General features: G+C 50.3%; 12 protein-coding genes. 4 read left to right on the top strand and 8 right to left on the bottom strand.

The genetic code is table 11. From position 1 onward, the window contains the following. The first annotated feature begins 126 nt into the window (after positions 1 to 126). From AB6805_RS28970 to AB6805_RS28960, 3 genes are read left to right on the top strand one after another with little or no spacing between them, the layout of a single operon-like run. A complete protein-coding gene (locus AB6805_RS28970) occupies positions 127 to 1,293 on the top strand; it encodes an SIS domain-containing protein (protein ID WP_370912925.1) in 1,167 nt (388 codons plus the stop codon). Positions 1,294 to 1,306: 13 nt separating this feature from the next. Continuing rightward, a complete protein-coding gene (locus tag AB6805_RS28965) occupies positions 1,307 to 2,260 on the top strand; it encodes a carbohydrate kinase family protein (protein WP_370912924.1) in 954 nt (317 codons plus the stop codon). Then, on the top strand, positions 2,257 to 3,066 hold the full coding sequence (locus tag AB6805_RS28960) for a ketose-bisphosphate aldolase (protein WP_370912923.1): 810 nt from the start codon (positions 2,257 to 2,259) through the stop codon (positions 3,064 to 3,066). The genes AB6805_RS28965 and AB6805_RS28960 overlap by 4 nt, the downstream gene beginning before the upstream one ends. 33 nt (positions 3,067 to 3,099) lie before the next feature. On the opposite strand, the gene AB6805_RS28955 is transcribed toward AB6805_RS28960, so the two are convergent. The 7 genes from AB6805_RS28955 to AB6805_RS28925 are packed head-to-tail and all read right to left on the bottom strand — an operon-like array spanning position 3,100 to position 16,849. Further along, a complete protein-coding gene (locus AB6805_RS28955; RefSeq protein ID WP_370912922.1) occupies positions 3,100 to 5,400 on the bottom strand; it encodes a glycosyl hydrolase family 28 protein in 2,301 nt (766 codons plus the stop codon). Between the two features lie 5 nt (positions 5,401 to 5,405). Continuing rightward, a complete protein-coding gene (locus tag AB6805_RS28950) occupies positions 5,406 to 6,371 on the bottom strand; it encodes a pectinesterase family protein (protein ID WP_370912921.1) in 966 nt (321 codons plus the stop codon). Between the two features lie 11 nt (positions 6,372 to 6,382). Further along, entirely contained in the window at positions 6,383 to 7,123 is a 741-nt protein-coding gene (locus AB6805_RS28945; RefSeq protein WP_370912920.1) for a DUF1080 domain-containing protein, read from the bottom strand. A gap of 7 nt (positions 7,124 to 7,130) precedes the next feature. After that, positions 7,131 to 10,943 carry a glycoside hydrolase N-terminal domain-containing protein gene (locus tag AB6805_RS28940; protein WP_370912919.1) on the bottom strand — a complete coding sequence of 1,271 codons (3,813 nt, stop codon included), beginning with the start codon at positions 10,941 to 10,943 and terminating at the stop codon, positions 7,131 to 7,133. A 7-nt stretch (positions 10,944 to 10,950) separates the two neighbouring features. Beyond that, entirely contained in the window at positions 10,951 to 12,939 is a 1,989-nt protein-coding gene (locus tag AB6805_RS28935; RefSeq protein ID WP_370912918.1) for a plastocyanin/azurin family copper-binding protein, read from the bottom strand. Between the two features lie 5 nt (positions 12,940 to 12,944). Further along, positions 12,945 to 14,765: a family 16 glycoside hydrolase gene (locus tag AB6805_RS28930; RefSeq protein ID WP_370912917.1), complete on the bottom strand. Its 1,821-nt coding sequence runs from the start codon at positions 14,763 to 14,765 to the stop codon at positions 12,945 to 12,947. Positions 14,766 to 14,806: 41 nt separating this feature from the next. Then, entirely contained in the window at positions 14,807 to 16,849 is a 2,043-nt protein-coding gene (locus tag AB6805_RS28925; RefSeq protein ID WP_370912916.1) for an alpha/beta hydrolase family protein, read from the bottom strand. A 145-nt stretch (positions 16,850 to 16,994) separates the two neighbouring features. Here AB6805_RS28925 and AB6805_RS28920 point away from each other — a divergent pair, with 145 nt between their 5' ends. Further along, a complete protein-coding gene (locus AB6805_RS28920; protein WP_370912915.1) occupies positions 16,995 to 19,316 on the top strand; it encodes a DUF5703 domain-containing protein in 2,322 nt (773 codons plus the stop codon). Between the two features lie 2 nt (positions 19,317 to 19,318). Here AB6805_RS28920 and AB6805_RS28915 read toward each other — a convergent pair whose 3' ends face one another. Next, on the bottom strand, positions 19,319 to 21,691 hold the full coding sequence (locus tag AB6805_RS28915; protein WP_370912914.1) for a sugar-binding domain-containing protein: 2,373 nt from the start codon (positions 21,689 to 21,691) through the stop codon (positions 19,319 to 19,321). Positions 21,692 to 21,694 lie beyond the last annotated feature (3 nt).

The following is a 21,694-nucleotide window of genomic DNA, read 5'->3' as shown; positions in this document are numbered from 1 at the left end:
TTACAAATTATTGTGCAATCTCTTTCAAACGAAATTTAAAACAAGTTAACCGAAATAATAAAAAGGTTTTGAAAGTAATATACCTTTTGATATATTTGTATTGTATTACTCACTTATATCTTAACTATGCAATCAGTACTTGAACTGGAACCTTCCGCATTGCAAGAAAAAGGAGCCTTCCATACTGCCCGGGAAATTGCGCAACAGCCTTACATATGGGAAAAGATCATGAACGGGCTGACCGGCGAAGCCAGTGCCCTGTCGGCGTTCCTGGAAGAAGCCTATCATACAGTGGACAACATCATTCTTACCGGTGCCGGTACAAGTGCTTTTATTGGCCTTTCGCTCACAGGCAGCTTCTTCCGTCATACCGGCGTTATCACCCGGGCCATACCCACCACAGACCTGGTAGCGCACCCGCACGATTATTTTCATTCCGACAGGATACCACTGATCATTTCCTTTGCACGCTCCGGCAACAGCCCGGAAAGCTGCGCTGCACTGGAACTGGCAGACAACATCTCCCGGCGCTGCTACCACCTGATCATTACCTGCAATCACAGCGGGCAACTAGCCGGCTGGCAGAGCCAACACCCGCAACACATGATCCTGCTGCCACCGGAATGTAATGATAAGAGCCTCGCCATGACCAGCAGCTATACCGGCATGCTGCTTACCGGCGCCCTGATCACCCGGCTGCATAACATCGCCGCCATGCGGCAGCAAGTGGAAGTACTGTGCACCTATGGGAAGCTGCTGCTCACCCGTTACACGGCCCTGCTCCGCACCATCGCCGGCAAAAAATTTACGCGCGCGGTATTCCTGGGCGACGGCGCATTTTACGGTACTGCCACAGAAGCCCACCTGAAACTCCAGGAACTCAGCGGCGGCAAAGTCATTTGCAAAAGCGACAGCTTCCTCGGTTTCCGGCATGGCCCCAAAGCCATCATCGATGAAAACACCCTCGTCGTATATATATTCTCGAACAACAGCTACGTTTTAAATTATGAAAAGGACCTCGTCATTTCCATGAAGCAGGGTAACAAGGCACTCCTGGAAATGGGTATACTGCCGGCTAACGGCGAAGTGCCTGAACTGGATACCGTTCTGCTCACGGGCGATCAGCCGTTGCTGCTGGAGGAAGATCTGTTATGTGTATGCAGTATATTGCCCCTGCAACTGCTGGCCTTCTTTACTTCTTTGTCCCTGGGCCTTCAGCCGGACAATCCTTCTGTAAACGGCGCCATCACCCGCGTAGTGGAAGGTGTTGCCATCTATCCGCTCAATGCCTGATAAAAACACCGCTATGAACAACACAACGTTTGATGTATTGGTGGTCGGAGAACTGAATGTTGACCTGATACTCAACAAGCTTAACACGTTGCCCGCTCTGGGCAAAGAAATACTGGCAAAAGACATGACTTTCGTCCTGGGCAGCAGCGCCGCCATCTTTGCCTGCAACCTTAGTACCCTTGGCGCTGCCGTTACCTTTGCCGGTAAAATAGGTAATGATACGTTCGGCCATAAAGTACTGTCAGAACTATCCTCCAAAGGCGTGGATACTTCCGGTATTGTATATAGCCGGACCTCCGGTACCGGCATCAGCATTGCTTTCAGTCATGAGCAGGAAAGAGCCATGATCACGTACCCCGGCGCAATGGAAGAACTGAGTATGGCAGATATTACAGATGCCACGCTCGCAAACGCCCGGCACCTGCATGTAAGCTCTGTATTTTTACAACCAGCCCTGAAACCTGATCTGTGCCGGCTTTTTGCCCGGGCAAAAATGCTTGGACTCACTACCTCTCTCGACCCACAATGGGACCCGGCAGAACAGTGGGATATCGACCTGCCGGCATTATTGCCCCACGTAGATGTCTTTCTGCCCAACATCGCCGAGCTATGTGCATTTACCGGCGGCAACAGCGTTTCCTCCTGCCTGCAAACAATCAGCACCTATGCCAATGTTGTAGCGGTTAAGCATGGAGAAGCAGGCGCCTATGTGTGGGATGGTCACTCGCTGTTCCACCAGCCTTCCTTTAAACAAACAGACATTGCCGATTGCATCGGGGCGGGCGACAGCTTTAATGCAGGCTTTATCAGTCAGTATATCCGTAACCGTTCATTGCGACAATGCGCTGAATACGCCGCCCTGGCCGGCGCCATTAACACCACCGCGCCCGGTGGCACTACGGCCTTTCATAGTCTTGATACCTTCCACGCCATTGCCATTCAAAAATTTAATTACCTACCAGCATGAACCTGAAACAACAACTACAGCAATGTTCACAGTCGGGCTCCGCTTTGCTGGCCGTGAATTTTTATAATTTCGAAACGCTAAAAGGCTTGCTGATGGCCGCCAAAGCAGCCAACTGCAGCCTGATACTGCAACTATCAGAAAGTACGTTGCAATACCTGGGTATCAACTCCGCCGTTAACATGGCAAGGGTAGCACTTCGTCAGTATGGCGTAACCGGATGGGTGCATCTTGATCATGGCAGCAACATACACACGATCCGTGAATGCCTGGATGCCGGCTTCGACTCTGTAATGATTGATGCCAGTGAAAGATCTTTTGAAGAAAATATTCGTACTACCACTGCCGTTGTGAGGGTAGCCGCTGGTTATGATGTGAACGTGGAAGCTGAACTGGGATATATTGCGAAACTCGGACAGGAACAAACAGCTGCCTTCACCAGCCCGGAACAGGCTAAACAATTTGTAGAAGAAACCGGTGTTAACGCACTGGCCATCGCCATCGGTACCGCGCATGGTTTTTATAAATCACCTCCGCATCTGCAGATCGGCCTGCTTAAAGAGATCCATGCCGCCACACCGGCTGCCCTTGTATTACACGGCTGCTCCGGTGTTCCGGACGACCAGCTGAAAGAAGCGGTTAAAAACGGTATCACAAAAGTGAACCTGGCGACAGAAACAAAAAATATTTTTATGAAAACATTGCAGCAACAATTGCTGACCAGCCAGGATATAGATTTGCGCAGGGTTTTTCCGAAAGCCATCAATGCAGTAACAGAACTGATATCGCAGAAGCTGAGTGTGATATAAAATAACCGGGTTTCATTTTTTAAAGTAGCTGTTTTACCTGAAAACCTTCTGCAGAAATGCCGTGGAATAATCCATTGTTTTATCAAACCAGGGATCAAAAAACCAGAACGGATGCGGGGTATCCGGCAGCTCATGGGCTTCCGAATAAATATGGTGTTCTTTCAGCACACGCATCATGTCGTTTCTGCCGGCATGAAACTGGGGAAAGGAGCTGTTAATAAAAAGCATGGGAACCGTGTTGCTTCCTGCATAGGTTAAGGCAGATGCCTCCTTCCATAGCTCCGGCTTTTCTTCATAGGTGCCGCCCAGCCATTCAGACGCCGCGCCGGCTTCCGCCGACTCCGGGTGTTTGAATGCCAGGATACCATCGATATCAATGGCCGCCTGAACAGCCGAGGAATGAGCCATGTTGCCCTCTTCAAACTTTGTCGCTCCGTTGGTGGCGCCCATTAACGCAGCCAGCTGCCCACCGGCGGAACAACCCAGTGCTGCAATGTGGTTGGTATCAATACCATATTCACCGGCATGCGCGCGCATCCATCTTACAGCGGCCTTCAGATCCTGCACCGCCGCGGGGTATTGCGCTTCCCCGGATAAGCGGTATTCGGCTGATACAGCCACGTATCCTCTTTTCACCAGCTCCACTGCCATTGCATGGTTATGGGTTTTATCACCCGAATGCCAGCCACCGCCAAAGATCAGCAGCACCGCAGGTTTGCGCTGCTTTTCTTTACTATAAAATACGTCCAGTAATAAACTGCGGCCGCTTGCTTCCCGATAAGGCACATCCATTGCCTGTTTCATGCCGGCAGGCGGCGTTGGCGATGCAATCTTTATAAATGGAAATTTCAACCGTTGCTTCTGATAGGTACTCCAAACGGCGAAAGACGTATCCCGCTGCACTTGTGTGTCCATCCGCACATTGTCGAGCACAATATTGTCTGCATCCGTTAATTCTTTGCCGATAGTTGTTTTAAAGACACTATTGCTGATACGGATATTCTTCACCGGCATCTCCGGCAAGCCACGGATAAAAATTGCTTTCTTTGCGCCATTGCAAACAATGTTATCAAATTCCATATCCCTGAATACCGGCGTGCCTTCATTCACCTGTGGCCGTTCATCCCGCTGGCTGTCTGTAGCAAATTTCACGAAATAATATAGGTCAAAAAATACCGCTTCTTCCACAATATCTTTCATGAATATATTCTTGGCATAGATCTTTTCTACCACGCCTCCCCGGCCGCGGGTAGATTTGAAACGCAGTCCCTTGTCCGTTCCAACAAAAGTACAGTTGTATACAAAAATGTTCCGGGCGCCGCCACTCATTTCACTGCCTATTACAAAACCGCCGTGGGCTTTATACACAATACTGTTACGCACAATACCATTTTCGGTTGGCTTGCCCCGCCGGCGTCCTTCTTCATCTTTGCCGGACTTAATGCAAATGGCATCATCACCAACATCAAAGGTGCAGCCTTCTATCAAAAAGTTGCGGCATGATTCAATGTCCGCGCCATCTCCGTTTTGCGCGTAAGCCGGGTTTTTAACCAGCAGGTTACGCAAAGTGAGATCTTCGCAAAGAGAGGGATGCAGGCACCATGCGGCGGAGTTCTGGAAAATTACGCCCTCCAGCAATACTCTTTTGCAATTGTTCAGCGCTACAAGATTGGGCCGGAGAAAATCTTTCATCACGGCATACTCCTCCAGTGGCCTGCCCGGTACCAGCAGCATACTCATACCTTGTTCCTTAGCCGTTTTGTATTGCTCACTCGGATACCATTCATTTCCGTTTTTTCCAAGTACACCACCCGACACTACTTTCTTTTTCCATTCACTTTCGGTTAGCTGGCCTTTGCCCACTGCGCGCCATACATCACCGTTGCCATCAATCACACCCTTTCCGGTAATGGCGATATCATGCAGGTTGCTGCCGCTTACCGGCGATTGGTTACGGGCGGCGGAACGGCCTTCATAAAGACCTTCCACCAACGCATACTGGCTCTTATCCGGTGTAAACAATAGCGTAGCGGCACTTTTCAGATGCAGGTTCACATTATTTTTCATGACCACAGGCCCGGTGAGCCAGAGCCCTTCCGGCACCAGCACCACGCCGCCACCGTTCCGGCTGCATGCGGTGATCGCGTTATTGATCGCCGTTGTATTCAATGTAATACCATCCGGAACCGCGCCATAGCGGGTGATATTAAAAGTATCTTTCTTAAAAACAGGAGATGCTATTTCAGGTAACCGCGTCCAGGAGTACTGCGAAAAAGCGTGTACAGCTATTCCTATGCCTGCGGCCATTAAGATGCTTATCTTTCGTATGTTCATACCAGTTATTTTTCTTTGTTAACAGGATTCCACCCTCCCAATATATTAGTCGCCACATATCTTTTGGCCTCCCTGGCGCTCAATTGCTTGCTCCAGGGAACCCGCCCTGCAACAGCGGCTCCTTCTCCCGTGTTATTATATTCTGCGTAAAAAGCAGTTTGTTCATTTTCCTTTTTATCCCAGTTATGCCAGCCTGCCGGCAAAATATGCCTGCCCATTTCACATCGGATAAAAACGGTACGGGCATACGCACGCCACGGCCTGCCGAGATACACTTTGCTGGCTTCCTTACCTGCTGTGATGTTGCATTCCAGGAATACATAACCATAGGCCTGCTCCTTTGTGGTAGAGGCAGCAGTGATATAGGAATCGGAAAGGCTCCGGATAGTGCAGCGACGGAACAACGCCGTAGCCGGGCCAAAAATAAAATCGGTGGTGCCTTCAATGAAACAATTCTCATAATACTGGCAGCTGTTGCTGTTAGCAGTCAGCAGCGTATCCTGGTTGCCAAGCAGATTACAGTTACGGATCACAAAATGATCGCCGTCTACATGCAATGCAACGGCCTGGCCTACACGCCCTGCTGTATTCCGGATAGTAAGGTTTTCTATTTTCACATCATTGCCCTGCACCCATACGGTGTAGGAGTTGAAAGTACTTAGCTTCTTATCTCCCACCAGCTTACCGGAATAATCATCATTGGTGATAATCGTGCTATCGCGGCTTTCACCAATGAAGGTGATGTTTGTTACCCATGAAGGAACGACCAGCTTTTCGGGGTACACCCCGTTTTTAATAGTAATAGTAAGTGGTACAGGAGAATAAGCCCTGACGGCATTCACGGCTTCCTGGATAGTGCTATAATCGCCACTACCATCTTTAGCCACCGTTAACTGCGAGGGATATGTTTGCTGCGCCATTGCGCCTGTGGCGGAGCATATAATGAGTAGCAAGTATAATATTTTTTTCATGTGGATGATTTTTAGAATTCCCTTAACCAGATATTGCGGAAGCTCACGCGGCTGTTATGTTCCTGTAATACCAGCGGTAATTTATTTTCATGATATTGATACTCCGGGTAACCTGCATACACCATTGGTCCCTTGATAGCTACATGATATTGTATCAATACCCCGTTATGAAATACCGTGATATAGGCGGGTGTTTTCAGCGACCGGTCGGTGTTGAATACCGGGGCTTCAAATACCACATCAAATGTTTGCCAGGTTTGCGGTGGCAAACAGGCATTTACCAGCGGCGCGTATTGTTTATAGATACTGCCTGCCTGCCCGTTGTAATAGATTTTATGAAGATATTGATAGTTCTCGTATATCTGCAGTTCATATAGTCCCATGAACAGTACCCCGCTGTTACCACGACTATTACCATGGTCTTCCCGGGGATCAGGTGTTTTCCATTCTATGTGCAGTTGCATATTGCCGAAGGCCTGTTTGGTACGGATATCTTTGGCTTTAGGCGTTACCGTTAGTTCGCTTCCTTTTACGGTCCATTTCACCGGGCTGCTGTCGGCATGCTCCCATTTGTCCAGGTCTTTTTCCCCTGCAAACAACACGATGGCATCGGAAGGGGGACCTGCATTTTTACCGGGCGTCACCTGCGGCGGTTGCGTGGACCAGTCTTCCGTAGCTTCCGGTTTTATTTCCTGTGCCTGCGCAGTGTATATGAAAAAGATAAATGCTGTAAAAAGATAAATTGTTTTCATAGAGAAATCATTGCTTGATGATTTGTAACTGCCCGGCTGTCATCTGCAACTGGTAGTGCTTTCCTTTCTTCGCCATAAATTTCACCTGTTGTTCTTTATAGCGCAATTCACAGGGCCCATCTAAAGTAGCCGTTACCGTTAGTTGCTGCAGCTGGCCTTGTTGCCAGCGGATATCCAGCACAAAACCACCCCTGGCGCAAATGCCGCTGACCTGTCCAAAAGGCCAGGCGTCCGGCAACGCGGGCAGTAGTTCAATATAATCCATATGGCTTTGCACGATCATTTCTGCCATGCCGGAAGCGCCGCCAAAATTTCCATCTATCTGGAAAGGGGGATGGGCATCAAACAGGTTAATATACGATCCTCCGTGTGCTTTGCCGGTAGGGCCTTCCGCGGGAGTAAGTAATTTGTTGATCATGGTGAGCGCGTGATTTCCGTCTTTGAACCTTGCCCACAGGTTGATCTTCCAGGCCAGGCTCCAGCCGGTGCCATCATCGCCGCGGAAAAGAAGCGATTGGCGGGCGGCTTTCATCATGGACGGCGATTGATCCCAGGTGATATCGGTGCCCGGGAACACGCCCCACAGATGCGATACATGGCGGTGATGATTTTCCGGGTCATCCACATCCTGCAACCACTCCTGCAGCTGTCCGTGCTTCCCTACCTGGTTGGGCGCAATCTGTTTATATTTTGCCTGCAACGTTTCACGGAAGGCGGCGTCCTGGTGCAATATTTCGCTGGCTTGTATACAATTCCGGAACAGGTCTCTTATTAGCTGGTGGTCCATCGTGGGACCGGCTACTAAGCCGCCATTCTCCGGCGAGTTGGAAGGAGTGCTGATCAACCAGCCGGTGGCAGGATCTTTCACGAGGAAACTTACAAAAAAATCAGCTGCGGCTTTCATTACCGGGTAAGCCTGTTGCTGTAAAAAAACTTTATCCTTTGTGTAGAGATAATGTTCCCACAGATGGTGGCACAGCCATGCAGCGCCTGTAACCCATATGCCGTGGTTGGCGGCATTGATAGGCGCTGTTCCTCTCCACAAATCCGTGTTATGATGCAACACCCAGCCCGGAGCGCCGTAGTGCTCCGCTGCGGTGCGGCGGCCCGCTTCGGATAATTCGCGGGTCATGGTAAACAGCGGTTCTGCACATTTGGAGAGATGCAACACTTCTGCCGGCCAGTAATTCATTTCCAGGTTAATGTTGGTGGTATATTTACTGCCCCAGGGCGGCGACAGTTGATCATTCCAGATACCCTGCAGGTTGAGTGGTTGTCCGCCTGGCCTTGACCCGGAGATCATCAGGTACCGGGCATATTGGATATACAATGCGGCCAGCGCGGGATCGGTAGTCGCGGTAAACCGGCTGATCCGCTGGTCTGTAGGCAACTGCGTTTGTCCCTCGCCCAGATCCACCGAGAAGGTATTGAAATACTGCTGGTAGTCTTTGATATGTGCGGAGCGTATGTTTTGGTAAGATGATAACGGCTGTATAACCTTCCTGCACAGCGCCGCCGGATCTGCCGAAACATCCTTATAATTGCGGTAACTGGTAGCAGCAGTAAGATATAGCGTAGCTACGTTCGCGTTAGTAACTGTGATGCTGCTATCTGTAACGGCTACACGTCCGTTTGACACACTCACCTTCAGCCAGCTTTCTCCTTTCAACACGCCGTGCTGTACCTTCAGGGAAAGCGCCAGCGTGCTGTCATTTATTTTCCGGGTGGTATACAATGGCTGCGGGCTTTTCAATGCAGCGGTGAAGCTGATGCTGCCGGGCTTATTAGCCGACAGCCGCAGAACGATGGCCTGATGCGGAGCACTCGAAAAATATTCGCGGGTATATTGCACGTTATTGGCGGTATAAGTGGTACGGGCAACAGCAGTAGCAAGATCCAGTTCCCGCCGGTAACCTGTTGCGGCGGGCAGTGTATCTTTAAAACGTAGCCAAAGGTCACCGAACGGCTGATAATCCGCCTCATAGCGGGATACCGGCGGCGCGCTTTTCTGTCCCATGAAATGCTCTTCCGCCAGTTGTTCCGCTTCCTTTTGCCGGCCATCAGCGAGGAGCGCCCGGATTTTTGGCAGATATTGCACTGCACCAGGCCGCGCATGTTCACGCGGGCCATCGGTCCATAAGGTAGCTTCATTGAACTGCAAATGCTCTTCATTTACACCCCCAAAGATCATGGCGCCCAAACGCCCGTTGCCAATGGGTAATGCGGCGGTCCATTTAGCAGCGGGGCGGTCATACCAAAGCGTTAACGCTGCTTTTTTTCGCGACAGTGGCGTTAGTACAGGTGTAAGATTGGCGCCGCTGTATATTTTCGTTCCATCCGCAAACACCTGGAAGCCTTTTCCTCTATGATATTTTTTACCCGTTTTATCCCACAGGATGGTAAGCAGGCGGCCATGATAAGGTACCTGGTCCAGGCAAAACCAGTCCCAGGTTCCGGCAGGTATCAGCGGGTATATCTCCACCTGCTCATCGTCGCGTGGTTTCAGTCCCACCAGGTCACTGATCACCAGGTCGCAGAAGCCGGAGTGGTTATAATAGCTGCTGCGCGGATCATCACCTTTCAGCCAGTAGCCGCTCTTTTCATCCTGGTATTCACCCAGGTAAGGCTGCCCGTTTTTCTGATGGGAGCGCGCATAGGTTTGTAACGCACGGAAATATACACTCACAGTGATGCCATCATGATGCCGGTAACGCGTAAGCAGATTCGCAAGCCCTTTCAATGTTTGCGTAGTGGCAAAGGGCCATATGGCGCCATCCCACTCGCAACCACCGGTACCATGCGTGCGAAAAGCCGGATGCCGCTGCTCTGCGGTGGTAAGCCCCCAGGGCGCATTAAAGCCGTTGCGGTCTGTTAACTGCCGCCAGGCCTTTGCATATTCAGGCTGATCGTCCGGCAGGTTGAAATACCAGGGGATATACCCTATTTCTTCTCTTACGCCTGACAACGGGCCTTTGGCCAACTGCACCTTAAAAAAAGCAGCGGTATCATCCCAAAGCCTGTTTTGCACACCGGCTTTGAGTTGTGCCGCCAGTTGCACGTATCTCTGCCGGAGACTGTCGCGCCCAGCCATAGCAGCCAACTGCGACAATGCCCTGGCGTTTCCGTACATATAACTATTGATAGTGGGACGGATATTCCTTTCTTTACGTGAACCACTGATAGATTCTTCCATGCCATCTTTCACATCAAACTGCCAGTACATGCCGTCGGGCAAGCCTCTCTCCTGCTCCCACAGCCGGTAATCTTTATCGAGTGAATCCAGCAGGCTCAGGGCAAAATTCCGGTCGGCATTTACGAGATAATAATTATAGATAGCATCCGCCGCCCAGCTGCTGAACTGGTGGAAACGCGGCTTGGCCTGCTGCTGGTCTTTCTCCAGCCAATACCGGATATATTGATGAACATACTGTGTATCGCGCAGCCAGCGTCCTTCGTAAATATGATGGCCCAGCGCGCAACTCAGTGCATTATATCTGCCTGCATGTTTTACAGGAATAATAAATTCTGTGAAGATAAACCCGTCAGGAGTTTTTTTAAGATGCTTACGAAAACTCCACCAGCGGAAATAGTACGTTTGTTCGATCACGTTATCAGGGCAATCAAATAACGGCACATTGCTTTCAAGCCATGCAACCGCCTGGTCATCCGGGATGTATTGTTTCACTTCTCCTGTATCCAGGCGGTTGAAGAGCGTAACATATTTCTTCAGTTTATCTGTACTTAATACAGCTTTCCTGTCCTGTGCCCAGCTATTGGCCGACACGCATATCCATAAACAAACATAGAAAAATCGTTGCATGATCACTTTATTTCTTTACAACTTTCAATATTCCTTTCATCACGGTATAATGCCCAGGGAACGTACATACGTAAGGGTAATTACCTGGTGTTGCCGGTGCAATAAAATAAATGCCCTGTGATGTTTCCGGTTGCAGCAGGCAGGTGTTAAACAACACGTCGGCTGAACGCGGCACGTAGGCGAGCTGGGAACCATTCAATCCCATATCCATCGCCAGTTTTCCTACCACATCTCCTTTGCCGGGTTTTACGATCACGAGGTTATGCAGCATATCATCGTTATTATTAAACACCAGTTTCACTTTGCTTCCCGCCGGCACCTGCACTTCAGCCGGATCAAACTTCAGACCGGGCAGGGTACCTATTTTGAGTACTACATCGGGACCTTTTGTCCAGCTGGCCGGCTGCACATTTACGCATTTCGAAGGATCACTGCCACAGGCAGTGTTATTATTGGCAGTAGCTGCCGCGCTTTTGGGTGTTATAGCACAACCAGGCATCCCGCCGCTTCCAGCCGGAATAGCATTCAGCGTATAATAGGCCGTATTATGCAACAGTGGTACGCCGGCCTGCGATTGCAGACCGGTTATATCCAGCGCATGAATATATCCCTCGCGTAAACCTTCTACATAGATCCTCACCCGGCGGCCATCATCAGACACTTCGCTTTTTACAACGGCACAGGGCTGACTGTTAATTACCGGGCTGCCGTACTTACTGTGATAGCTATACGTAAATCCTGTTACCTGGAATAAGCGGTTATTCACCGCCTGTTTTTTATTTACCGGAGATGTAAATTCAAGTTCAAAGCCATTACTTTGCGCCCGCATGGCCTTTATCTCAAAAGGCGTGTTGCCTTTAAAGTTCACCCGTTGCAAACCGTAGGGAGCCGGCCCTGTAGAGGCCCATCCCCTGCTGGTCATACCAACAAATAACGAATGATCGCTTCCCCATACAAGCCGCAGTACACCTGAGGAGAACCCTTCCAGGAAAGGAAAACAAGCCCCCTGGTATTTGCCGTTCACTTTCTCCAGGAAGGCGCGCATTACTTTGCTGTGTCCCTGGTCGCCTACCAGTAGCTGGCCTTTAAAAGGACCAAATGCGTCTGAGTCGATGTTGATGACTGCTGACGTAGAAGTGCCCATGAGTGTATGCGGAAACCATACGCTGGGTTCCTTGAAGTGCGGTATTTTACGGGCAAAATCGTGCAGGATACCGATGGAATCCGGAAATTGCTGCGGCTTTAAATGCAGTGGTGATCCGTATTCACCAGACCAGCGCATACCTGCAGGGTGACCGGCAAAATCGCCATAGTCCAGTTGGGTGATCCTTCCGGACCCGATCCAGTCGCCCTGGTTTTCTGCAAAAAAAATATCCCCATTCTCCGATAATCCAAAACCCGCCGGAGAACGCATACCGCCGGCAAAAGGTTTCATGGTGCCATCCGGTTTTATCTGCATCATCCAGCCGCGCCACTTGGTAAGACTCGCACCGCGCCCGATCCAGGAGAGGTTGAGCGTAACGATCATATCTCCGTTGGGCAGGAACAGCGGGCCGTAGGAATACTCGTGATAATTGCCCGATAAAGGCCAGGAAGCAACCGTTTGAAAAAGATCGGCTTTCCCGTCTTTGTCTGTATCTGTAACACGCGTTAACTCCGAGCGTTGTGTGGTGTAAAAGGAACCGTTGTGCCAGGCAAGCCCCAGTGTTTCATGCATGCCTGCTGCAAAACGGGCATAATGTGGATACCTTGATTTCTTCTGGTAGGGATCTGTAATCAGCCATATCTCCCCGTGCCTGGTGGCCACTCCCAGCTTGTCGTCCGGTGTAAATGCGAGGCCGCCTACTTCCAGCGCTACGCTGTCTGGTATGGGCACGTCTGTGATAGCATAATATTTACCTTCCCTGGCCTTCATCTCCTGTTGTGCAGCTGCCAGGTATGGTAGCAGCATACTCCACAGGAGCAACAAAAAGGACCTATGTTGTTTGCTTCTCATAATTTTTACCAGATAATGGAATATTGAATGTTCACCTTTTTGCTATCCGCCGGCAAGGGCACTAACAAACGGTATTGTCCTTTACTTTGCACGATCTGCGGCGACAAGTCTGTCTCTATATAATATTGTTTATCATCGATCGCATAACTGCCATCCGGTAATTTTTCGATGATGCCGCCACTCGCCATTAACCACCAGGCGTTCCCGTTAGTACTTCCGTTATTGGTCACTGTCACCTCACGGATCAATCCTTTCCGGTCGCTGCGGGGATGCAGGTAATCTTCCACAGACCATTGATGCAGGGTATACAGGTACACCGGCAATCCATCCGGTAACAGTTTATATCCACGGTTGGTATAGCTGCTGCTGTCTTCCCGTATGGAGTCCGGCCAGGGGGCATCCGGGGCCTGCAACTCTGCTATAGACGGCGTGCCTGCCAGTTCAAGGGCAGCGCCGAGTGGCTTTTCCAGCTGCTTCTCGCCGCGTTCATGCCACATTTCAGCGATATCCAGGTACCGGCCGTGCCAGGCCATTAAAGGGCTATAGTTAACCATATCGTAAGCGTAGTTCAATCCGCCGGGCATACCCACTGCTATGCAGTATGGATTAACTTTACCGCGATGTTCTATAAAACCACGCTGTACTGCCGGGGCATTCCTAACAGGATATTCCATCTGTGGCGATATTTCTGCCATCCTTTCAGAAGCGGGCGTAGTAAGGGCGGTAAAGGGAATATGCGGGCCTTCATACAGCAGTACCAGGCTTTCGTCGTAATTGGCATAGCTGAGTTGAAAAGTATGTTCTCCTTTCTCCAACGTAGTATCACCGTAAAAAGCACGCTGATAGTCGCGGGTACCACCGTTGTTGGCAATCTCATTTCCATCAATCATTAAGCGTGCAGGACCACCGGCCTGCAGCCTGAAGATGTATTGGCCTGTTACCGGCACCCGGAGTTTTCCTTCCACTAATAAGTGGGCGCGTTTATCACCTGTATGAAAGGTCAGCGAATCAGTGCTGCCTGATTTCACAGGTGTTAACTGTTGCAGTGTATCGTGATTTTTATAGACGCCTTTATACACACGGTAACGCATATCCGCTAATTTTGCGCGATCGTTGCCATAGGTTTTATAACGGATATTCCGGAAGGCCACCGGGCCTTTGTGTACGATAAAACGCAGCGGTCCCGGTACATCGCGCAATGTAGTATCGTGTGTGTTACTGACCTGCAACCGGCTCACCGCGCGGCCATTCAGTTCCACGGATGCAAAGCCGCTTTCGCTTGCGGAGTAAACACCGTTGCTATCCGGTTTTGAAGGGCGCAATGCCTTATATCTCACCGACAGGTGCTGCCATAAACCCGGCGCTTTGCAGGCGTTCAATACAGGCGGTCTTCCTTCAATGGCGCCACAGTCTGTGTTCGTAACGCTGTCTTTTAACCAGCTATCTTTCAGCTGCAATGCATATTTTCCCTGGAAAAGAATACTTGCTGCCGCATCAGCAGATAACATGAAATCCAGCTCCAGGTCAAGATCGCCATGTACTAGTTTGGTGCGCAGCTCTGTGCTGTCTGCCGTATTTCCGGAAAGGTCACACACCAGGATGCCTTTGCCGGCTGCAATTTCCATGTGATGCGGTTGCTGCCGGTCCGCGTATACGTTGCCGGCTATACGCCAATGATGATCCGTTGCCGTAAAAGCATCCGTATTATCCAGGCTGATTTCCTCCATGGGAAGGCTTTCCGGCGGAACGGCATTTTTGCTGCCGGACGAGCAGGATGCCACACTTAGTATGGTTAGGCTTTGTAATAAAAGAGATCTGATCGACATTGACAGGTTATCAAAAGAATTAAAAAAAGTTGCTACGCTGCTTACAGAAAAGCTAAACGCTTATCTATCATCCGCACAAGGTCCGGCACATCATAATATTGCAATGCGCCCGGAATTATGTTACTGTATTGGTCCTTCTCCATTATCCAGCGGATCATCGTGATAAAGGAATCCGGGTATTGATCTATTTGCAGGCGGTTGATCCGTGGATCTATTACTGCTGCATGCAGGGCTACCAGCGCAGTGGCGCCGGAGGCTTTTATATCGATCCTGCTTTTCTGAAACACCTGGTCCGACTGCAGGTAGTCCAGCAGCAGCAACAGGTCTGTTACGCGTTGGCCGATCAATGGCCGGCCAATATGCAGGGAAGACATCACATTCCGGTACTCCCTGTTATAAAATTTTGGATGATTGAATGCTGCTCCATCGGCAGTTTCACCCATTCCACGCAGATCAGGCAATAACACCGCATAACCTTTTTGCAGGTATGATTGCAGGAGGGCAGTGCTGTCCAGCAGTGTGCGCTTACCTTCGTCGTTCATGCATATCACTACCTTTTGCACCACACTATTGCCCGGTGGCCGCATCAGTATAAAAGGAAGCGGCGGTTCATTTTCGCTGCGCAGCAATAACTTTTCGTATGCCCATTCCTGTTGCTGCCCTGTGCCGGCACGTTCCACCTGCACTTTATTCCGCCGGGCGTGGATGCCCAGTAATTGCTGCAATGTATCTGTAAACACTTTTTTAGTGGCCGTGCGTTGAAATTGCATACGGCGGGTGGCGAGCGCGGAAGCGGTTTGCAGGAAATGTTGTTGCAGGGTTATTTCTCCGGAGATACTATTACTTAATTCCCCAGTGATGGTGCAATTCAGTGCGGTGGCCGGCAGCACGGCAAGGGTTCCTTCCTGTACCGGTTTATCATCCTGGTACAACCACTTCCTGAACCAGCGGGCTGCGGCTTCGCGCTTGGGTTGCGATATGCCGTGCCCGTCGTCTACCGTGAACAATTGTATCCGTTCCGGCGCCCCCAGGGTAGTATAGCATTGTTTTACTTCGTTATAAGCCTGTTCTGCGCCGGTATAGTCTACAAAATCGTATCTGCCGGCCAGTACCAGCAGGGGCTTTGGCGCCAGCAGGTGCATATAGTCGGTGATCTCCAATCCGTATTTACCTTCATTGGGGATTTGCACACAGCCATCCAATGGACCAGACAGTTCAAACGTTCTTTCACGGGTGGTGATGTAGCTGCATACAGCGGCAACTTTTATCCTGTTTTCAAAGGCCATGAAATAAGCGGTTTGTGTGCCGCCGCCGGAATTCCCCAGGCAACCGATCCTGGCGGTATCTACTTCTTTGCGGGACAGCAGGTAATCGAGTCCCCGCTCATTATCCCATAATTCATAAGCGGCCACACTGGAGCCCACCAGGGCCGCTGCGGTATTCAGCAGCGTATGTTCCGTAGTCCCTCCTCTTGTGGAAGGCTGGCCGGTGCTGTCTGTCAGCTGATGCCGCTCTCCTTGTGAAACAGGATCAATCATCAATACCACAAACCCCTGCCTGGCGAACAGGATAGCGGTTTGCTGGTACGAGGGCGTAGCCTTTGCTTCTGCCTCATGACCGCAAAACAACAGTACACCGGGAAACGGACCTTTACCTGCCGGTACATACAAACTGGCCGTTACATGATGTTGGGGAAAGCTCTGATAAATGATCTTTTCAATATGATAGCCATCCTGACGGAGTATACCCGTGACCGTTGGCTGTAACGGCGTTTTTTCCGGCAATACGCCCAACAGCCGGCGGTAGGAAGTACGAAGCTGTTGCTGGTAAGCCTGCACACCGGCAACTGATTGCATGGCCTGCTGCACCCGGTTACTACGCTCCGCATATTGCAGGTGCATTTGCTGCATCAGGTAAGTGTTCAGCATTTTATCTGCACCCCAGTCGATAATACCGGCGGGCGCTTGCGCGCATACCGTTGTGGCCGGTAGCAATAATATAAATGGAATCAGTATGGCAGCCGTTAAATAATTGTGTAAGTAACACTTATCGGACAGTAAAAGGCTACGCGTAAATATTTTCATCAACATGGAATTCTGTTCTCCTTTACCGCAATCAAGCTACAGAAATATCTATGCAAAAAAGTATTTTTTTACGCAATCGTTGCCGGAACGCCGTGGTATAGCATATTAGGAAATGTTCTGTTAACTTTATCTTCTCACTATCTGTATGAAAACTATTTTCCGATATCTTATTATCACAGCCGCTATTCTTCACACCTCTCCTTCTTTTGCCCAGCTCCCGGAACTGGACAACTATAATATTACCTGGAACAGCCAGAGCCGGAATGCGGCGGAATCCATGCCTTGTGGCGGCGGCGATATAGGACTGAATGTATGGATGGAAAACGGGGAATTGTTATGTTACCTGTCGCGCAGCGGTACCTTCGACGAAAACAATACCTTTCTGAAGCAGGGCAGGCTAAGGATAAAATTAACGCCCAATCCTTTTGAGGAAGGAACACAATTCCGGCAAACATTGCATCTGCGGGAGGGCTACATAGCTATTACCGGCAGTAAAGGAAAACAGCAGGCACAGATCCGGGTATGGGTAGATGTGCATCACCCGGTGGTACATGTGGACGTGAACAGCCGTCAGCCGGTAACAGCCACTGCGCGCTATGAGAACTGGCGAACCGGCGACCGGGTAATGTCAAAAATGGAGCTGCTGGCATGCTCCGGTTATAAAAGCGCACCGGTAGCCGTTACCGCTTATCACGATGAAGTTACTTTTGATGACAGGAAAGTGTTGTTCTATCACCGCAACCGGAATGATGCGCTGATATTTGACTTCACGGTACAACAACAGGGATTGAACCCCGTAAAGGCACAACTGTGGAATCCCCAGCAGGGGCTTACCTTTGGTGGTTTCCTCTGGGGCACTGATATGCAGCCCGCCGGTACAGATACCGGGCGATACATCAACACCGCGTATACGTCCTGGCAGTTGCAAAGCATCCGTTCTTCAAAGTCGCATCACATCAATGTGCTGTTGCACACCGCACAAACATCCACGCAGGAAGCATGGTACAAAGGATTGCAGGAACAACTGCGGATAGCCAGCGCAGCGGAAAAAACCGCCTTTCAGCAAACCACTGCATGGTGGCAGCAATACTGGAACAGGAGCTATATTTTTATGGGCGGTGATACCACCAATACCATATGGCAGGCGGGCCGGAACTACCAGTTGTTCCGGTACATGCTGGGCTGTAATGCATATGGGGCTTATCCCACAAAATTCAATGGCGGGCTTTTTACATACGACCCGGTATTTGTAAATGAGAAATTTCCTTTTACACCGGATCACCGCAATTGGGGAGGCGGCACCTTTACCGCGCAGAACCAGCGCCTGGTATACTGGCCCATGCTCAAAAGCGGCGACTTTGATATGATGACCGCCCAATTTGATTTCTATTTGCGCGCGCTGAGAAATGCTACCGTCAGGAGCCGGTTTTACTGGGGACATAACGGCGCCTGCTTCACCGAACAAATGGAACATTTTGGTTTGCCTGCCGCCAGTGAATATGGATGGAAACGGCCCTCCTGGTTTGATAAAGGCGTAGAGTACAACAACTGGCTGGAATACGAGTGGGATACCGTACTTGAATTTTGCCTGATGATATTGGACATGGAGCGCTTCAGCGGGAAAGATATTTCACGGTATATACCGCTGATAGAAAGTTGTCTTACTTTTTTTGATGAACATTATCAGTACCTGGCCCGGTTACGCGGCTCAAAAGCGCTGGATGGAAATGGCCACCTGGTGCTATATCCCGGCTCGGCAGCAGAAACGTATAAGATGACCTATAATTCGGCTACTACCATCTCCGGGCTAAGTACCGTTACCAACCGGATGCTGGAGCTACCAGGCAAATATCTTTCCGACAGCACGCGTACACAACTGCAGTTGTTCCGGCAACGTATTCCGTTACTCTCCTATCGTAACCTGAACGGTTACACGACTATTGCGCCGGCCCAATCCTGGGAGCGGATCAACAACCAGGAAACGCCGCAGCTATACCCGGTATTTCCCTATGGCATATATGGCATCGGGAAACCCGGACTGGATACAGCGATTAACACCTGGCGGTATGATACCACGGCTGTTAAACACCGCAGCGCCGTTGGCTGGAAACAGGACAATATTTTCTGCGCCCGGCTGGGCCTTACCGACAGCGCCGCCTATTATACTATCGAAAAACTGAAGAATGCCAGCACGCGCTTCCCGGCTTTCTGGGGGCCAGGTTTCGACTGGACACCGGATCATAACCAGGGCGGCTCCGGCATGATCGGACTGCAGGAAATGCTGCTGCAAACCGATGGTAAACACCTTTATCTTTTCCCCGCATGGCCGGCTGCATGGGACGTTCATTTTAAACTGCATGCGCCTTACAACACCACAGTAGAAGGCGTTTTAAAAAATGGCCAGCTATTGTCCCTGAAAGTAGTTCCTGAAGAAAGGAAAAAAGATGTCCGGGTAATGCTGCGATAACATCATCTCACTGCAATGCTCACCTGGCTGCTTTGCAATCCGGATGCTGATGCCTTTACAACAATATTTCCCGCCTGCCCGGAAGACTTCACAATCACCAGGCATCTCCCCTGCCAGGCATTACGCTGTGGCAACTGGTAACTCTCCGTACTGCGTGGGTTCGCATTGCCAACGCCCACAATAGTGCCTGGGCCTTCCACATCAAAGTGTACCTGGTTGTCTGCTTTAGTATGACGAACACCATTTGTATCCTGTAATTCCACGGTGATGTAACTTAAATCCTGCCCGTTTGCCCGGATGGCAGTACGATCGGCTACCATATTAATCTTTGCTGGTTCACCGGCAGTTTTCAATACCGCACTGCTTATTGCTTTACCGCCATTATAACCCGTTGCTTTCAGTGTGCCGGCCTGATAAGGCACCTGCCAGGTGACCGTGAATTTATTGGAACGGTTGGTTGCTTTTTTCCCCAGCGACCGGCCATTGAGCAACAGCTCCACCTGCTCACAGGAGGAATATACTTCCACTTCCAATGGTTGCGCGGTGTTCTCCCAATTCCAGCTGGCAATTACATCATGCCATTCCCAGCGGCTCCAGTCCACCTTATGCGGATTAGTAGCAAACGACGGCTGCGGTGGTTTTACAAAAACAGACACCTGCCCTTCTTTCCATAATACATCGCGGTAATACGACTGCGGGCGCTTCCAACCACAAACATCAATATCGCCGCAATACGCAAGGTTCCAGGGATAGAAGCCCTGCTCCTGCCAATATCCCAACCACCCGATGCTGGCTTCGCCGATGTAATCGAAAGCGGTCCATACAAAATCACCGATCACCCACGGATGATCCGCCACGCCCATCCAATAGTCAAAAGCTTCCAGCGGCAAAGACTCCGTCGCAAACATCACGCGTTGCGGCAGCCGCTGGTGATCCGTTTCATATTTATCCCTTGCATAGTTGTAACCTGCTACATCGAGTGTAGCCAGGAAAGCATCTTTATCTTCCGTGACGCCGTTTACGCCACAGGTAATGAACCGGGTTGTATCCAATGTGCGTATAAAACTACTGAGCGCTTTTGCCACCTCCACCACTTCCGGCTTTTCGCGATTGGGGATTTCATTACCGGTGCTCCACATGATGATGGCAGGATGATTCCGGTCGCGGTGCACCATACTTTCCACATCCTTCTTCCACCAGTCTTGAAAATACAGGTGATAGTCGTCAGGATTCTTTCCATCTTCCCAGGTATCAAATGCCTCATCGATCACCAGCATACCGAGCCGGTCGCAGGCATCAAGGAAAGCAGGGGAAGGTGGATTGTGCGCGCATCTTACCGCATTATAACCGCTGGCTTTAAGCAGCTCCACTTTCCGTTCTTCTGCACGGTCGTAGGCTTTTGCGCCGAGCGGACCGTTATCGTGATGCACACAGCCGCCTTTCAGTTTCAGCGGTTGCCCGTTTAAACGGAAACCATTCACAGCATCAATGGTAATTCTGCGGATACCAAAAGGCGTGACGGTGCGGTCTGTTAATTGTTGCTGGCGGTAAACCTCTGTTACCGCGGTATACAGCACCGGCGATTCCACCGACCATAAAGCGGGTTTGCGTGCGAAGAAATCCCGTTCCGACGTAATGACCGCACTGGAGGCTAATTCTCGTGTATCCGTTGCCGTAGCCACTTCCGTTCCGTTTGCATCCAGGAGGCGGGTCACTACTTTCACCGCAGCAGTGCCGCCGGTTTCATTTATCACTTTAGTTTGTACATGTACTTTTGCGGTAGCGGTATTTACTTCCGGTGTGGTAATATAAGTACCCCACTGTGTTACATGTAAGGGGTCTATCACTTTTAACCATACATGACGATAAATGCCTGAGCCGGCGTACCAGCGGCTATTCTCTCCTTCATTCCTGACCTTTACGGCCAGCACATTTTTTTCACCGAACTTGATGCGGTCAGTAATATCATAATAAAATGACGTATAGCCGTAAGGGTGCTTACCCAACCGTTTACCATTAATCCACACTTCTGCATTCATATAAACACCATCGAACTGTACCTGTATCCGTTTACCTTTCTGTGTTACAGGCACCATAAACGTTTTGCGGTACCAGCCGTTACCTCCGGTGGTAAACCCGCCGCTTGCCTGGCTCACCGCATCACGGTTAAAAGGCGACGCAGTGCCGGGAAGGTCTTCTATACTCCAGTCGTGCGGCAGATCCACGGTGCGCCATTGCGTATCATCAAAAGCTGCCTTATCAGCGCCTTGCGCGCCACCACGATGGAAGCGCCAGTCGTTATCGAAAAGCTGTATTTCCTGTGCATGGGCGCCAACAGCAGCGAGCAGCAATAATGTGGTTACTATTTTCTTCATGAC

This window comes from Chitinophaga sp. RCC_12, from assembly GCF_041360695.1.
Taxonomy (GTDB): domain Bacteria; phylum Bacteroidota; class Bacteroidia; order Chitinophagales; family Chitinophagaceae; genus Chitinophaga.
This window is presented reverse-complemented; position numbering and strand designations above follow the sequence as displayed.

Bases quoted from the DNA above. Each gene is read 5' to 3' on its own strand.
- AB6805_RS28945 (WP_370912920.1), bottom strand. From the start codon at position 7,123: ATGAAAACAATTTATCTTTTTACAGCATTTATCTTTTTCATATACACT.
- AB6805_RS28960 (WP_370912923.1), top strand. From the start codon at position 2,257: ATGAACCTGAAACAACAACTACAGCAATGTTCACAGTCGGGCTCCGCT.
- AB6805_RS28930 (WP_370912917.1), bottom strand. From the start codon at position 14,765: ATGTCGATCAGATCTCTTTTATTACAAAGCCTAACCATACTAAGTGTG.
- AB6805_RS28920 (WP_370912915.1), top strand. From the start codon at position 16,995: ATGAAAACTATTTTCCGATATCTTATTATCACAGCCGCTATTCTTCAC.
- AB6805_RS28915 (WP_370912914.1), bottom strand. From the start codon at position 21,691: ATGAAGAAAATAGTAACCACATTATTGCTGCTCGCTGCTGTTGGCGCC.
- AB6805_RS28955 (WP_370912922.1), bottom strand. From the start codon at position 5,400: ATGAACATACGAAAGATAAGCATCTTAATGGCCGCAGGCATAGGAATA.
- AB6805_RS28965 (WP_370912924.1), top strand. From the start codon at position 1,307: ATGAACAACACAACGTTTGATGTATTGGTGGTCGGAGAACTGAATGTT.
- AB6805_RS28970 (WP_370912925.1), top strand. From the start codon at position 127: ATGCAATCAGTACTTGAACTGGAACCTTCCGCATTGCAAGAAAAAGGA.
- AB6805_RS28950 (WP_370912921.1), bottom strand. From the start codon at position 6,371: ATGAAAAAAATATTATACTTGCTACTCATTATATGCTCCGCCACAGGC.
- AB6805_RS28940 (WP_370912919.1), bottom strand. From the start codon at position 10,943: ATGCAACGATTTTTCTATGTTTGTTTATGGATATGCGTGTCGGCCAAT.
- AB6805_RS28935 (WP_370912918.1), bottom strand. From the start codon at position 12,939: ATGAGAAGCAAACAACATAGGTCCTTTTTGTTGCTCCTGTGGAGTATG.
- AB6805_RS28925 (WP_370912916.1), bottom strand. From the start codon at position 16,849: ATGAAAATATTTACGCGTAGCCTTTTACTGTCCGATAAGTGTTACTTA.